This window comes from Streptomyces tamarix, from assembly GCF_032423885.1.
Classification (GTDB): Bacteria; Actinomycetota; Actinomycetes; order Streptomycetales; family Streptomycetaceae; genus Streptomyces; species Streptomyces tamarix.
On the sequence record NZ_JAWCTQ010000045.1, the window covers coordinates 1 to 12,415 of the forward strand.

At 74.2% G+C, this 12,415-nt stretch carries 14 protein-coding genes; 5 read left to right on the forward strand and 9 right to left on the reverse strand.

The genetic code is table 11. The features are described 5' to 3' along the window. Positions 1-115 precede the first annotated feature (115 nt). Complete coding sequence (locus RND61_RS26760) at positions 116-838, reverse strand: hypothetical protein (protein WP_315880682.1); 723 nt, start codon at positions 836-838, stop codon at positions 116-118. A 237-nt stretch (positions 839-1,075) separates the two neighbouring features. Between RND61_RS26760 and RND61_RS26765 the strand changes: the two genes are divergently transcribed. Genes RND61_RS26765 through RND61_RS26775 form a run of 3 tightly spaced genes read left to right on the forward strand, consistent with a single transcriptional unit; the run spans position 1,076 to position 4,191 of the window. After that, positions 1,076-2,356 carry a magnesium transporter MgtE N-terminal domain-containing protein gene (locus RND61_RS26765; protein WP_315880683.1) on the forward strand — a complete coding sequence of 427 codons (1,281 nt, stop codon included), beginning with the start codon at positions 1,076-1,078 and terminating at the stop codon, positions 2,354-2,356. After that, positions 2,346-3,014, forward strand: a complete 669-nt coding sequence (locus RND61_RS26770; protein ID WP_315880684.1) for a DUF1003 domain-containing protein — start codon at positions 2,346-2,348, stop codon at positions 3,012-3,014. Before RND61_RS26765 ends, RND61_RS26770 begins: the two co-directional genes overlap by 11 nt. Positions 3,015-3,057: 43 nt before the next feature. Beyond that, the gene (locus tag RND61_RS26775; protein ID WP_315880685.1) at positions 3,058-4,191 is read left to right on the forward strand and encodes an Mrp/NBP35 family ATP-binding protein; all 1,134 of its coding nucleotides are present in this window, start codon (positions 3,058-3,060) and stop codon (positions 4,189-4,191) included. A 123-nt stretch (positions 4,192-4,314) separates the two neighbouring features. On the opposite strand, the gene RND61_RS26780 is transcribed toward RND61_RS26775, so the two are convergent. The 5 genes from RND61_RS26780 to sigE form a co-directional block, all read right to left on the reverse strand. Beyond that, positions 4,315-4,986: a hypothetical protein gene (locus RND61_RS26780; protein WP_315880686.1), complete on the reverse strand. Its 672-nt coding sequence runs from the start codon at positions 4,984-4,986 to the stop codon at positions 4,315-4,317. Between the two features lie 130 nt (positions 4,987-5,116). Further along, positions 5,117-5,548 (reverse strand): sec-independent translocase, encoded by a 432-nt coding sequence (locus RND61_RS26785; protein WP_315880687.1) that lies wholly within the window; start codon positions 5,546-5,548, stop codon positions 5,117-5,119. An 89-nt stretch (positions 5,549-5,637) separates the two neighbouring features. Then, positions 5,638-7,320, reverse strand: coding sequence for a trypsin-like peptidase domain-containing protein (locus tag RND61_RS26790; protein ID WP_315880732.1), 1,683 nt, complete (start codon positions 7,318-7,320; stop codon positions 5,638-5,640). A 79-nt stretch (positions 7,321-7,399) separates the two neighbouring features. Beyond that, positions 7,400-8,263 (reverse strand): zf-HC2 domain-containing protein, encoded by an 864-nt coding sequence (locus RND61_RS26795; protein WP_315880688.1) that lies wholly within the window; start codon positions 8,261-8,263, stop codon positions 7,400-7,402. Then, the gene (gene sigE, locus RND61_RS26800; protein WP_315880689.1) at positions 8,260-9,042 is read right to left on the reverse strand and encodes an RNA polymerase sigma factor SigE; all 783 of its coding nucleotides are present in this window, start codon (positions 9,040-9,042) and stop codon (positions 8,260-8,262) included. The genes RND61_RS26795 and sigE overlap by 4 nt, the downstream gene beginning before the upstream one ends. Positions 9,043-9,149: 107 nt before the next feature. Here sigE and RND61_RS26805 point away from each other — a divergent pair, with 107 nt between their 5' ends. Next, positions 9,150-9,851, forward strand: coding sequence for an O-methyltransferase (locus tag RND61_RS26805; protein ID WP_315880733.1), 702 nt, complete (start codon positions 9,150-9,152; stop codon positions 9,849-9,851). Between the two features lie 151 nt (positions 9,852-10,002). Here the strand turns inward: RND61_RS26805 and RND61_RS26810 are convergent, their stop codons facing one another. Then, a complete protein-coding gene (locus tag RND61_RS26810; protein ID WP_010474836.1) occupies positions 10,003-10,170 on the reverse strand; it encodes a DUF3117 domain-containing protein in 168 nt (55 codons plus the stop codon). A 311-nt stretch (positions 10,171-10,481) separates the two neighbouring features. On the opposite strand from RND61_RS26810, the gene chcB reads away from it, so the two are divergent. Next, positions 10,482-11,264, forward strand: a complete 783-nt coding sequence (gene chcB / locus RND61_RS26815) for a 2-cyclohexenylcarbonyl CoA isomerase (RefSeq protein WP_315880690.1) — start codon at positions 10,482-10,484, stop codon at positions 11,262-11,264. On the opposite strand, the gene RND61_RS26820 is transcribed toward chcB, so the two are convergent. Together RND61_RS26820 and RND61_RS26825 are read right to left on the reverse strand one after the other, a co-directional pair. Then, positions 11,261-11,881, reverse strand: a complete 621-nt coding sequence (locus RND61_RS26820; protein ID WP_315880691.1) for a DNA-3-methyladenine glycosylase I — start codon at positions 11,879-11,881, stop codon at positions 11,261-11,263. The genes chcB and RND61_RS26820 overlap by 4 nt on opposite strands. Continuing rightward, entirely contained in the window at positions 11,878-12,330 is a 453-nt protein-coding gene (locus RND61_RS26825) for a DivIVA domain-containing protein (RefSeq protein ID WP_315880692.1), read from the reverse strand. The genes RND61_RS26820 and RND61_RS26825 overlap by 4 nt, the downstream gene beginning before the upstream one ends. Between the last annotated feature and the right edge of the window lie 85 nt (positions 12,331-12,415).

Sequence of the window (12,415 nt, forward strand, 5' to 3'; positions counted from 1 at the left end):
ACAGCGCCCCGGAGGCGGAACGAGCCCCAAAAAGGGCGGCGCGGAGCGCTGAGCACGTTCGCCGCCTCGACACCCGCTCACAGCGCCCCGGAGGCGGAACGAGCCTAAAAAGGAATCAGCCGCTGGTGCGGGGCAGGTGGCGCCCGTAGTCGAGGATGTCCTCCTTGACGGGCTCCACCAGCGGGAAGTCCCTGTTCCAGTCCGCCAGGACCACCACGCCCCCGCCGCCGCCACGGGCGAACTGGAGCGGGAACGGCGTGCCCTCCAGGGACACGTCGAGGGTGCCGCCCTCGCCGTGCTCGCCGCCCGCGACCTCGATGGTGCGGACCCCGCCGACCTTGTCGCGGTTGCCCTTGTGGACCTCGCCGTGGAGCACGAGCAGGCCCTTCAGCAGGACGTTCATCTCGGTGAAGCCGCGTAGCTGCTTGTACGAGGGGTCGTCCTGCGGGACCTTGACGTATTTGCCGTCCAGCTTGTCGGCCGCCTCGATGTCCGACTCGGTCGGCTCGCCGGAGCCCTCGGCGTGCCGCCAGAACGCCGCGCCCGCTTTCAGGAAGAGGGCGTCGCCGACGCGCAGCAGCTCGAACGTCGACTTCCTGGTGGTGACGGAGCCGGTCGCGCCCTGGGCCTTGAGGCGCATGTTCAGCTTGTACGTGCCGGACTTGCTGACGAGGGTGCCCGCGAGGCGCACCGACGTGGCGCCGTCGGCGGCGGCGCGGGCCTTGTCCTCGATCTCGCCGGCCGGGAGCCTGCCGACCCCGTTGGTGCCCTCGTCCGGGTCTTCCGCGCAGGCGGTCAGTGCCGCGGCCAGTCCGACGCAGAGGGCGACGGGGAGCACGACGCGTCGGGTACGCCGAACCGGGGGGAGAGCGGTCACCAGCGCTGCCTCTCAGTGTTGCACGTGGGGGGACGGCCGACCGCAGCGTACCGGGGTCGGATCGCCCCCTCCGAACGGAGCCGGACGGACGCCCTGCCTGGGCGACCCGAACCCTGACGAGCTAGCCTGAAACACCGAACTGCGGGCATAAGCGGCATGTCGGTTGATGGTCACGCGGACGACAAGGAGGCGCGGGGCATGGCAGGAGGCGCCGCCCGGATCTTCGTCTCGCACCTCGCCGGGGCGCCGGTCTTCGACCCGAGCGGCGACCAGGTGGGCCGGGTGCGCGACCTCGTCGCCATGCTCCGCGTGGGGCGCCGGCCGCCCCGGGTGCTGGGGCTCGTCGTGGAGGTGATCGGCCGCCGCCGGATCTTCCTGCCGATGACCCGGGTGACGGGCGTCGAGTCCGGCCAGGTGATCACGACCGGGGTCCTCAACGTGCGCCGCTTCGAGCAGCGCCCCACCGAGCGCCTCGTCCTCGGCGAACTCCTCGACCGACGGGTCCGACTCGTCGACGGCGGCGACGAGGTGACCGTCCTCGACGTGGCGATGCGCCAGTTGCCCGCCCGCCGCGACTGGGAGATCGACCGGGTCTTCGTGCGGCGCGGCGCCCGCGGGGCGCTGCGCCGCAAGGGCGAGACGCTGACCGTCGAGTGGTCGGCGGTCACGGGGTTCTCCCTGGAGGAGGTCGGGCAGGGCGCGGAGAGCCTGGTCGCCACGTTCGAGCGGATGCGCCCCGCCGACCTGGCGAACGCGCTGCACCACCTGACGCCCAAGCGCCGCGCCGAGGTCGCCGCCGCCCTCCACGACGACCGGCTGGCCGACGTGCTGGAGGAGCTGCCCGAGGACGACCGGATCGAGATCCTCGGCAAGCTGAAGGCGGAGCGCGCCGCGGACGTCCTGGAGGCCATGGACCCGGACGACGCCGCGGACCTGCTGTCGGAGCTGCCGGAGGACGAGAAGGAGCGGCTGCTCACCCTGATGCGTCCGGACGACGCGGCGGACGTGCGGCGGCTGATGTCGTACGAGGAGCGGACGGCGGGCGGGCTGATGACGACCGAGCCGATCGTGCTGCGCCCGGACGCGACGGTCGCGGACGCCCTCGCCCGCGTCCGCCAGCAGGACCTCTCCCCCGCGCTGGCCGCGCAGGTGTACGTGTGCCGGCCGCCCGACGAGACGCCGACCGGGAAGTTCCTCGGGACGGTCCACTTCCAGCGGCTGCTGCGCGATCCGCCGTTCACCCTGGTCTCCGCGATCGTCGACACCGACCTGGAGCCGCTCTCCCCCGACACCCCGCTGCCGGTCGTGACCAGCCACCTCGCCGCGTACAACCTGGTCGCGGCGCCGGTCGTCGACGACAGCGGGTCGCTGCTCGGCGCGGTCACCGTCGACGACGTGCTGGACCACCTGCTGCCGGAGGACTGGCGGGAGACCGAGTTCGGCCCGGAGGCGGAGCGGGAGGCGGCGCATGGGGCCTGACCGCGCCCCGGAGGGGGGCACCGGACGCGACCACCGTACGGGCGGGCGCGAGCGCCCCGGCCTGCGGGAGCGCGCCGGCGGACGCGACCGTACGGGCGGACGCGAGCGCGCCGGCGGGCGGGAGCGGGCCGCGCCCCGCACCCGGCTCGACCAGCCGTTGGACCAGCCGCGCGTGCGGCGGCCGAGGCTACTGCCGGAGTACGACCCGGAGGCGTTCGGGCGGCTGTCGGAGCGGATCGCCCGGTTCCTCGGCACGGGCCGGTTCATCGTGTGGATGACGGTGGTCATCATCACGTGGCTGACCTGGAACATCACCATGCCGGAGCCGCTGCGCTTCGACCCGTACCCGTTCATCTTCCTCACCCTGATGCTCTCGCTCCAGGCGTCGTACGCGGCGCCGCTGATCCTGCTCGCGCAGAACCGGCAGGACGACCGGGACCGGGTCAACCTGGAGCAGGACCGGGCGCAGAACGAGCGGTCGATCGCCGACACCGAGTACCTGACGCGGGAGGTCGCGGCGCTGCGCATGGGGCTCGGCGAGGTCGCCACCCGCGACTGGATCCGCTCCGAGCTGGAGGTCCTGGTGAAGGAGTTGGAGGACCGGGGCTCCGTATTCCCGCGGTCCGCGCCGCCGGGGAGTGACGAAGGCGACCGCTGACGGGCTTTCCGAGGCCCTCGGTGGGCGCCGTACCATCGTCCGTATGACGACGGAAGACGCGGTGCGCGAAGCACTGGCGACGGTGAACGACCCCGAGATCAACCGGCCGATCACCGAACTCGGCATGGTCAAGTCAGTCGAGATCGGGGCGGACGGCGCGGTGGCCGTGACCGTGTACCTGACGGTCTCCGGCTGCCCGATGCGCGAAACGATCACGAAGAACGTGAGCGAGGCGGTCTCCCGCGTCGAGGGCGTCACCCGCGTCGACGTGTCGCTGGACGTGATGAGCGACGAGCAGCGCAAGGAGCTGGCCGCCGCGCTGCGCGGCACGACCGCCGAGCGCGAGGTGCCCTTCGCGAAGCCCGGTTCGCTGACCCGCGTGTACGCGGTGGCGTCCGGCAAGGGCGGCGTCGGCAAGTCCTCGGTGACGGTGAACCTGGCCGCCGCGATGGCCGCGGACGGGCTGAAGGTCGGTGTCGTGGACGCCGACATCTACGGCCACAGCGTCCCCCGCATGCTGGGCGCCGACGGACGGCCCACCCAGGTCGAGAACATGATCATGCCGCCGTCCGCGAACGGCGTGAAGGTCATCTCGATCGGCATGTTCACCCCGGGCAACGCCCCGGTCGTGTGGCGCGGCCCGATGCTGCACCGCGCGCTCCAGCAGTTCCTCGCGGACGTCTACTGGGGCGACCTGGACGTGCTGCTGCTGGACCTCCCGCCGGGCACGGGCGACATCGCGATCTCCGTGGCGCAGCTCGTGCCGAACGCCGAGATCCTCGTCGTCACCACGCCGCAGCAGGCGGCGGCCGAGGTGGCGGAGCGGGCCGGTTCGATCGCCGTGCAGACCCACCAGAAGATCGTCGGCGTCGTGGAGAACATGTCGGGCCTACCGTGCCCGCACTGCGACGAGATGGTCGACGTGTTCGGCACGGGCGGCGGCCAGAAGGTCGCGGACGGGCTGACGCGGACGACCGGCGCCACGGTCCCGGTGCTCGGCTCGATCCCGATCGACGTACGGCTGCGGGAGGGCGGCGACGAGGGCAGGCCCGTCGTGCTGTCCGACCCGGAGTCGCCGGCCGGCGCGGCGCTGCGCGCCATCGCGGGCAAGCTCGGCGGCCGCCAGCGGGGCCTGTCCGGCATGTCCCTGGGCATCACGCCGCGCAACAAGTTCTGAGGCGCACGCGCCGGGCGCGCGTCCGCCGGGTACGCCGAAGGGGCGCCCCTCCACCGTGAGCGGCGCCCCTTCGGCGTGCCCGGCGCGGGTCCGGGGCGCCGGGTCGGACGTACTCAGACGTACTCAGACGTACGTGGAGATGTCGGCGACGACGGCGAAGCCGAGCCCGTACGCGCTCATCCCCCTGCCGTAGGCGCCCAGGTGGACGCCGCGGGAGGTGCTTCCGGCGAGGATCCAGCCGAACTCGGTCTCGCGGTAGTGGAACGGCTGCGGCACGCCGTCCACGGGCAGCGACAGCGTCGTCCAGGCGGGCCCGTCCAGGTCGTCCGCGAGTTCGAACGCGGTCTCCGTCTGCTGGTCCAACCACTCGTTGCGCAGGACGTGGTCGAGCTGGGGGGGCCAGGTGTACGCGAGGAGCCCCGAACCGGCCAGCCAGGCGGCGGAGGACACGCTCGTGGCGTCCAGGACGCCGGTGCCGTCGCCGGAGCCGCGCACGGGGTGGGCGGCGACGGTGACGACGACCACGAAGGCGCCGCGCCCCTGGTCGGCGGCGTCGGGCCGTATCGACGGCTCCTCGCCGTGGCCGGTCGAACCGTGCTGCACGGTTCCGTCCGCCGCCGTGCTGACCCGCATCAGCCAGCGCGGGCCGGTGAACGCCTCGTCCAGCCCGTACCAGGGGAAGGGGGCCCGCAGGTACCCGTCGACGGTGCGACGGGCCGGAGGCACCCCCTCGGGCGTGGGTGTGGTGCCGGGCGTCGGCTGTGCCTGCGCCCCCACCCGTCTCGTGGTCTCCATCTGCCCGGCCGCCTCCTCGATCCGTTCGGACAGAGGGAGAGGATATCCACCGGGGAGGGGCTCGTACGGGAGGTCCGGCACCGGGTGGCCCGGGTGGCTCAGCCCGGTCGGGCGGCGTCCGCGTCGGAGCTCAGGTGGCGTCCGCGTCGAAGGGGGGCCGGTCGGCCGTATCGGGCGTGTCGCGCTTCTTCAGGAGGTCGGGCGTGGCGGAGCCGGAGGCGGCCGGGGCGGAGGCGGTGCCCTTGACGGCGTCGGCGACCTCGTCGATCTCCTTGCGGAGGTCGAAGCTGCTGCGCAGCTCCTGGAGGTCCCTCAGGTCCGGGTTCTCGGTGAGCTGCTTGCGGATGAACGTCTTCGGGTTGAGGTCCTCGAAGTCGAAGTCCTTGAAGTCGGGGCCGAGCTCGCTGCGGATGTCCTGCTTGGCGCTCTCGGAGAAGTCCCGGATCTTGCGGATGAAGCGGCTGACGTCCTGGATGAGCTGGGGCAGCTTGTCGGGACCCCAGATGAGCACGGCGAGGATCACCAGCGCCACCACCTCGAGTCCGCCTATGTCACTGAACACCTTGCTCCTCCTCCGGTCTCCGCTGCACCAAGGTACCCGCTCCACCCGTGTGGCGGGACCGGCGCCGGGACCATCAGCCGTTCGGTCGTTCAGCCGTCCGCCGACGAGCCGAGCGTGAGCGTCCTGACCTCCTCGTGGCCGCCGCGCCGCACGGTGAGGCGGAGTTCGTCGCCGGGGCGGTGGGCGCGGATCTTGACGATCAGCTCCTCGCCGTTGTGGACGCGCTCGCCGTCGACCTCGGTGACGACGTCGCCGGGGCGGACGCCCGCCTTGGCGGCGGGACCGCCCGGGGTGACGGACGCGCCGCCGTCCTGGGCCTTGTCCGCGACGCGGGCGCCGTCGCCGGTGAACTTCATGTCGAGGCTGACGCCGATGACGGGATGGGTGGCCCTGCCCGTGTTGATGAGCTCCTCGGCGACGCGCTTGCCCTGGTTGACGGGGATCGCGAAGCCCAGGCCGATCGAGCCGGACTGGCCGTCGTCGATGCCGGAGCCGCTGTCGGCGGCGCGGATGGCGCTGTTGATGCCGATGACGCGGGCCTGCGAGTCGAGGAGCGGCCCGCCGGAGTTGCCCGGGTTTATGGGGGCGTCGGTCTGGAGGGCGTCGACGTAGCTGACGTCACTGCCGTCGCCCTTCTCGCCGCCGGCGGTGATGGGGCGGCCCTTGGCGCTGATGATGCCGGAGGTGACGGTGTTCTGGAGGTCGAAGGGGGCGCCGATGGCGACGACCGGGTCGCCGACGCGGACGCCGTCGGAGTCGCCGAGCGGGAGCGGCGCGAGGTTCGACACCCCGGTGACGCGGACGACGGCGAGGTCGTAGCCGCTGTCGCCGCCGACGAGGGTGGCGCCGGCGGTCTCGCCGCCGCTGAAGGTGACGGTGATGTCGCCGCCGCCCTCGGCGGAGTCGACGACGTGGTGGTTGGTGAGGATGTGGCCGCGCTTGTCGAGGACGAAGCCGGTGCCGGTGCCCTGCGCGCCGCCGCCGCTGACGTGGAGGGTGACGACGCCGGGCAGGGCCCGGGCGGCGATGCCGGCGACGCTGTCGGGGGCGCGGTCCCTCACGTCCGCCCCGGCCTGGGGCAGCTCGACGGTGGTGAGACCGCCGTTGCGTTCGACGTACGCGCCGACGGCTCCGCCGAGGACGCCGGTGAGCAGCGCGAAGACCAGCGCGCCGACGAGCGCGAGCCCCGTGCGCGACCGCCGGGGCCGCACGCCGCCCGGGTGGCCGGTGAGCGGTTGCGCGGGCTGCCGCGCGGCAGGAGCGCTCCAGGGGTCGTACTGCCCCCACTGCGCGGGCGCGGGTGCGGGCGGCTGTCCGTGCGGCGCGGGGGTGGGAGCCGGCGACGGGGTGCCGTAGGCGGGCGGCTGGGCGGCCACGGGCCGCTGCACGGGCGGCGCGGGCGCCCAGGGGCCGGGCTCCCCATAGGGCGGTGTCCGGTACTCGTCGGGCGCGTGCAGGGGCCCGCCGGTGCCGGCGCGGTGCCCGGCGGGCGCGGCGCCGGTGTCGGTACCGGCCGCCGCCGGGGGGACCGGCCGGGCCGCGTCCGCGGGGGCGGTGTCCGGCGCGGCCGGGGACGCGGGCGCGGGGGCGTCCCGGGGGGCCGGGGGCGCGGGCGCGGCTCCGGGCGTAACGGCTCCGGGCGCGGCGGCTTCGAACGGCGCGGGCCGCGGGGAGGCGGACGGGCCGTCCGCCGGGGGCGGCGGGGTGGGGACCGGGGGCGCGGGGCGGCTCCACCACGTTCGTTTCGGCTGCGTGGGCTTCCCGTCGTCCATGCTCTCCCCGCTACTGGCCACTCAGCGCCCCTCCGGCGCCCCTGACCACGGATTCAACCAGGTCCTCCCGGGGCGCCGTTCAGGGTGCCGGGGGCGCCTTGTGCGACGGGTAGGGGTCCCGTACGGGCCCCGGAGCGCCTATCAGGGGCAGGGTCCCGGCGCCGACCAGCGGGGTCGCCGCGTGGAGGAACGGCGGGGCCGCCGGATGCCGCGACCGGGCCTGCGTGGCGGAGATCGGGGCGCCGGTCCGGTCCGCGAACCGGCCCGTGCTCGCGCCCGTGGCGGGGCGGCGGCGGGAATTCTCCGCCGCGGCCGGCTGCCCGGCGGACGACGACCGCAGCGGCGTCACCTTGTTCCCGGAGCCCTCGCCGCGCACGTCGACCGCCGTGACGGTCGGCAGCGTCCCGCCCAGCGCGATCGCCGCGAACGACACGGCGCTGGCCGCCGCGAACGCGAACCTCCGGCCGCGCCACGGGGACCGCTCGGCCTCCCGGCCGACCTCGTGGATGCGGAAGCCCCCGCGCCCGGCCGGTGCGTGCTCGGCGGCGGGGACGTACCCGAAGCCGCCGGACCTCACTCCGAACAGGCCGGCTCCCGAGCCGGGCCGCCCGGTGTCCGGGGCGTGCCCGGACCGCCGGGTCCCGGCTCCCAGGGCGCCTCCCCCGAGACCGCCGCCCCCGAACGGCGGCCCGCCGTCTCCCGCGGCGCCCCCGGGCAACCCCTGGAGGCGGGCGAGCAGCCCCGCGGGGGGCGGCGGGGGGGCGGACTCGGCGAAGAAGCTCTTGACGCGGCGCTGCGCGTCGGCCTCGGCCTTGCAGCGGGCGCAGGTCGCCAGGTGGGCGAGGACCCGCTCGCGGGCGTCGTGACCCAGCTCGCCGTCGACCAGCGCGGCGAGCCGGTCCCCCAGATGGTGTTCCGCGGGGGTCGGACGTGTGCCACTCACGCGGCTCCGCCCTCCCCGACCACGGCGGCGAACGGACGCCCGGCGACGCGCTGCCCGGCCCGCGCCTCGGGCGACCGGTGCTTGAGCGCCTTGCGCAGGTGCGACCGGCCGCGGTGGATCCGGCTGCGGACCGTGCCGAGCTTCACGCCGAGCGTCGCGGCGATCTCCTCGTACGACAGGCCCTCGATGTCGCACAGCACGACGGCCGCGCGGAACTCCGGCGCCAGCGTGTCCAGCGCCTGCTGCACGTCCGCGTCGAAGTGCGTGTCGTGGAACGCCTGCTGCGGCGACGGCTCGCGGCTGGGCAGCCGCTCCGCGGCGTCCTCGCCGAGCGCGTCGAACCGGATGCGCTGCTTGCGCCGCACCATGTCCAGGAACAGGTTCGTGGTGATGCGGTGCAGCCAGCCCTCGAACGTGCCCGGCGTGTACGTCGACAGGGAGCGGAAGACGCGGACGAAGACCTCCTGCGTGAGGTCCTCGGCGTCGTGCTGGTTGCCCGTCAGGCGATAGGCGAGGCGGTAGACGCGACCGCTGTGCGTGCTGACGATCTCCTCCCAGGTCGGAGGGGCCCACGCCTGCGATTCCGCATCCGATGCGAAGGTCGCCGTCGTGGCTGCGGTCTCGGTGGCGGCACGGGTGCTGTCAGCGGTGTCGGTCACGGATTTCGGCTCACCCGCCGACCTGAGGAAGCGCCGCAGCCGCAGCGCTCCTCTCCGATCCACAGGCGCAGCCGCACCTCCCCTATCGGCTCTGGTGGTGTCCAGTGGAGCCCCTACCATAGCCACCTCGCCCGTTAGCTCCGGATAAGAATCTTTACGCGAATTTGGGACGGACTTCGGGTCTTGATCCGTCCGACCGTCCCCACCCCTTCCCAACGCCTGGTCCCATCTGCGGGTTCCCGAAGGCGAGCGGCTACAGTCACCGTTGCCAACTACGGGAACAGGAGAGGGTCATTACCGCCAACCGGCAGACGAGCTGGGCCTTCGCCGACGCCTTTGCCGCCGAGGACGAAGCGCTGCGCTGGGCCCGCGACCGGGCCCGGGAGGCAGGGCTGCCCTCGGTGTCCCCGGGCACCGGAGCCGCGCTGCGGATGCTCGCCGCCACGGCGGACGCCAAGGCCGTCGCGGAGATCGGCACGGGGACCGGCGTCTCCGGGATCTACCTCCTGCTGGGCATGCGGCCGGACGGGGTGCTGACCACCGTGGACCCCGAGCCGGACCGGCAGCAGTTCGCCCGGCAGGCGTTCCGGGCGGCGGGCTTCGCCGGGAACCGGGCGCGCTTCATCCCCGGCCGGGCGCTGGACGTGCTGCCGAGGCTGGCGGACGGCGGGTACGACGTGGTCTTCTGCGACGGCGACCGCACCGAGTACCTGGCGTACCTCGACGAATCGTTGCGGCTGCTGCGGCCGGGCGGGCTGGTGTGCTTCGAGGGCGTGTTCGCGGACGGCCGTACGGTCGACTCGGGGGTCCAGCCGGTCGAGGTGCTGACGCTGCGCGAGCTGTTGCGCACGGTGCGGGAGAGCGACGAGCTGGTGCCGTCGCTGCTGCCGGTCGGCGACGGGCTGCTCTGCGCCGTGCGCCGCGGCTGACCGGCCCCGAGGGGCCCGCCCCGGCCCCCCGTACGCCATCCGGTGTCCCGCGGCCCGTGGCGCTCCGGAGACACGGGCACCCCGGAGACACGAGCGCCCCGGCGTGGTGGGGGCACCGGCCGGGGCGATCGGGAAAACGTGGGCGTAAGCGTCAGCTCGTGACCTTCTTCAGCTCCTCGCCGAGGGCTACGGCCTCGTCCGGGGTCAGCTCGACGACAAGCCGACCGCCGCCTTCGAGCGGAACGCGCATGACGATGCCCCGCCCCTCCTTGGTCACCTCGAGCGGGCCGTCGCCCGTCCGCGGCTTCATGGCCGCCATGCTCGTTCCCCTTCCTGAAACCAGCTCATCGATCAGCCGATGGCCCCATGGAAGGGCGCGGACCGGCGTCGAACACATTGCTTCCAGGTCATTATCCCGCATGGCGACACCCGATGACCAACATCGGGCCGCATCGCTTGCACAACGCGATCACGCAAAACCCCTCATTTCGGCGGTCCGCCTGCGATACTTCGCCGTCGCGGCGCCCGGCACGCGGTGCCGTCGTTTGACGCAGGTCACATGCCGGGGCCCGATGATCTCCGCCATGCTGGGCGGGACACGACCGCCGGAGCCGCAAAGGGGACCCTGCCATGGCCGACACCGTGCTGTACGAGGTGAGCGACGGACTCGCGACCGTCACCATCAACCGGCCCGACGCGATGAACGCGATGAACACCGAGGCGAAGGTCGCGCTGCGGGACGCCCTGGAGGCCGCGGGCGCCGACCCCGCCGTGCGCGCGGTGCTGCTGACCGCGACGGGCCGGGCGTTCTGCGTGGGCCAGGACCTCAAGGAGCACGTGCAGTCGCTGACCGGCGAGGACGCGATGCGGACGGTGCGGGACCACTACAACCCGATCGTCCGGGCGATCACCGGCATGCCGAAGCCGGTGGTGGCCGGGGTGAACGGGGTCGCGGCGGGCGCGGGCTTCGGCTTCGCGCTGGCGGCGGACTACCGGGTCGTGGCGGACACGGCGTCGTTCAACACCTCCTTCGCGGGCGTGGCGCTCAGCGCCGACTCGGGCATCTCCTGGACGCTGCCCCGCCTGATCGGCCCCGGCCGCACCGCCGACCTGATGCTGTTCCCGCGCTCGCTGTCCGCGCGGGAGGCGTACGACCTGGGGCTGGTCGGCAAGCTGGTGCCGGCCGCCGAGCTGGCCGCCGAGGCGGAGCGGACCGCCCGCGCCCTCGCGGCGGGCCCCACGCTCGCGTACGCGTCGATCAAGGAGGCCATGGCGTACGGCGCCGGGCACACCCTCGCGGAGACGCTGGAGAAGGAGGACGAGCTCCAGACCCGGGCGGGTGCCTCCGAGGACCACCGGATCGCGGTGGAGGCGTTCCTCGCGAAGGAGAAGCCGAGGTACGTCGGCCGCTAGCGCGCCGCGGGGGCCGGGGCGGCCCCGGGGGCCGGGCGCGGGGTGCGGGCGACGCACTCCGCCAGGTGGTCGTCGACCAGGCCGCACGCCTGCATCAACGCGTACGCCGTGGTGGGGCCGACGAAGCGGATGCCGCGCCGCTTCAGGGCCTTGGCCAGGGCCGTCGACTCGGGGGTGACGGCGGGGACGTCCGCGAGGGTGCGCGGCGCCGGACGGGCCGCCGGGTCCGGCGCGTGGGACCAGACCAGCTCGTCGAGTTCGCCGGGCTCCCACCCGGCGAGCACGCGCGCGTTGGCGAGCGTCGCGTCGACCTTGGCGCGGTTGCGGATGATGCCCTCGTCGGCGAGCAGCCGCTCCCGGTCGGCCTCCGTGAACGCGGCGACCGCGGCGATCCGGAAGCCGGCGAAGGCCCGCCGGAAGCCCTCCCGGCGGCGCAGGATCGTGATCCACGACAGGCCGGACTGGAACGCCTCCAGGGAGAGCCGTTCGAACAGCGCGTCGTCTCCGTGGACCGGGCGGCCCCACTCCCCGTCGTGGTAGGGGAGGTAGTCGGGTGTCGACAGGCCCCACGGGCAGCGCGGCGCGCCGTCGGGCCCGGGTACGGCCCCGCCGGTCACCGCTCCCCCTCCTCGTCCCGCGCGTCGCGGTCGCCGTCCGCGGCGCGGTCCTCGTCCGCGCTCCGGGCCCCGTCCGCGACGCGGTCCCCGTGCCCGGCGGGGCCGTCGTGGCGGGGGTGCTTGGCGAAGAGGTCCGTACGGCCGGACGCCGTGGCCTGCGCGCCGGCCAGCGCCGACTCCAGCTCGGCGATCCGGGCGTCCCGCTCGGCGAGCTCGGCCGCCAACCGGTCCAGGACGTCGTCGACCTCGTCCATCCGGTAGCCGCGGGGCGCCAGCGGCAGCCGCAGCGCCTCGATGTCGGCGCGGCTGACCGGCCGGGTGAGCGGCAGGGGGTCGGCCAGGTGCTCCGGGGGCGCCTCGGGCAGGACCTCGCTCTCCGCGCCGCCGACCACCGCGAGGGTCACCGCGGCCACGACGACGACCATCGCTACAGCCAAGAACCAGAACACAGTGCGCCTCTCCCGGGGCCGGAAACATGGAGCGTAAAACGTCCGGTGCCGATCGTGCCATGCGGTCGCGGCGGTTAGGGTCGCA

What these genes read in the sequence shown, in the direction of transcription:
- RND61_RS26765 (WP_315880683.1), top strand. Translation starts at nt 1,076, where the DNA reads ATGGCAGGAGGCGCCGCCCGGATCTTCGTCTCGCACCTCGCCGGGGCG.
- RND61_RS26770 (WP_315880684.1), top strand. Translation starts at nt 2,346, where the DNA reads ATGGGGCCTGACCGCGCCCCGGAGGGGGGCACCGGACGCGACCACCGT.
- RND61_RS26775 (WP_315880685.1), top strand. Translation starts at nt 3,058, where the DNA reads ATGACGACGGAAGACGCGGTGCGCGAAGCACTGGCGACGGTGAACGAC.
- RND61_RS26780 (WP_315880686.1), bottom strand. Translation starts at nt 4,986, where the DNA reads ATGGAGACCACGAGACGGGTGGGGGCGCAGGCACAGCCGACGCCCGGC.
- RND61_RS26790 (WP_315880732.1), bottom strand. Translation starts at nt 7,320, where the DNA reads ATGGACGACGGGAAGCCCACGCAGCCGAAACGAACGTGGTGGAGCCGC.
- sigE (WP_315880689.1), bottom strand. Translation starts at nt 9,042, where the DNA reads ATGGTAGGGGCTCCACTGGACACCACCAGAGCCGATAGGGGAGGTGCG.
- RND61_RS26810 (WP_010474836.1), bottom strand. Translation starts at nt 10,170, where the DNA reads ATGGCGGCCATGAAGCCGCGGACGGGCGACGGCCCGCTCGAGGTGACC.
- chcB (WP_315880690.1), top strand. Translation starts at nt 10,482, where the DNA reads ATGGCCGACACCGTGCTGTACGAGGTGAGCGACGGACTCGCGACCGTC.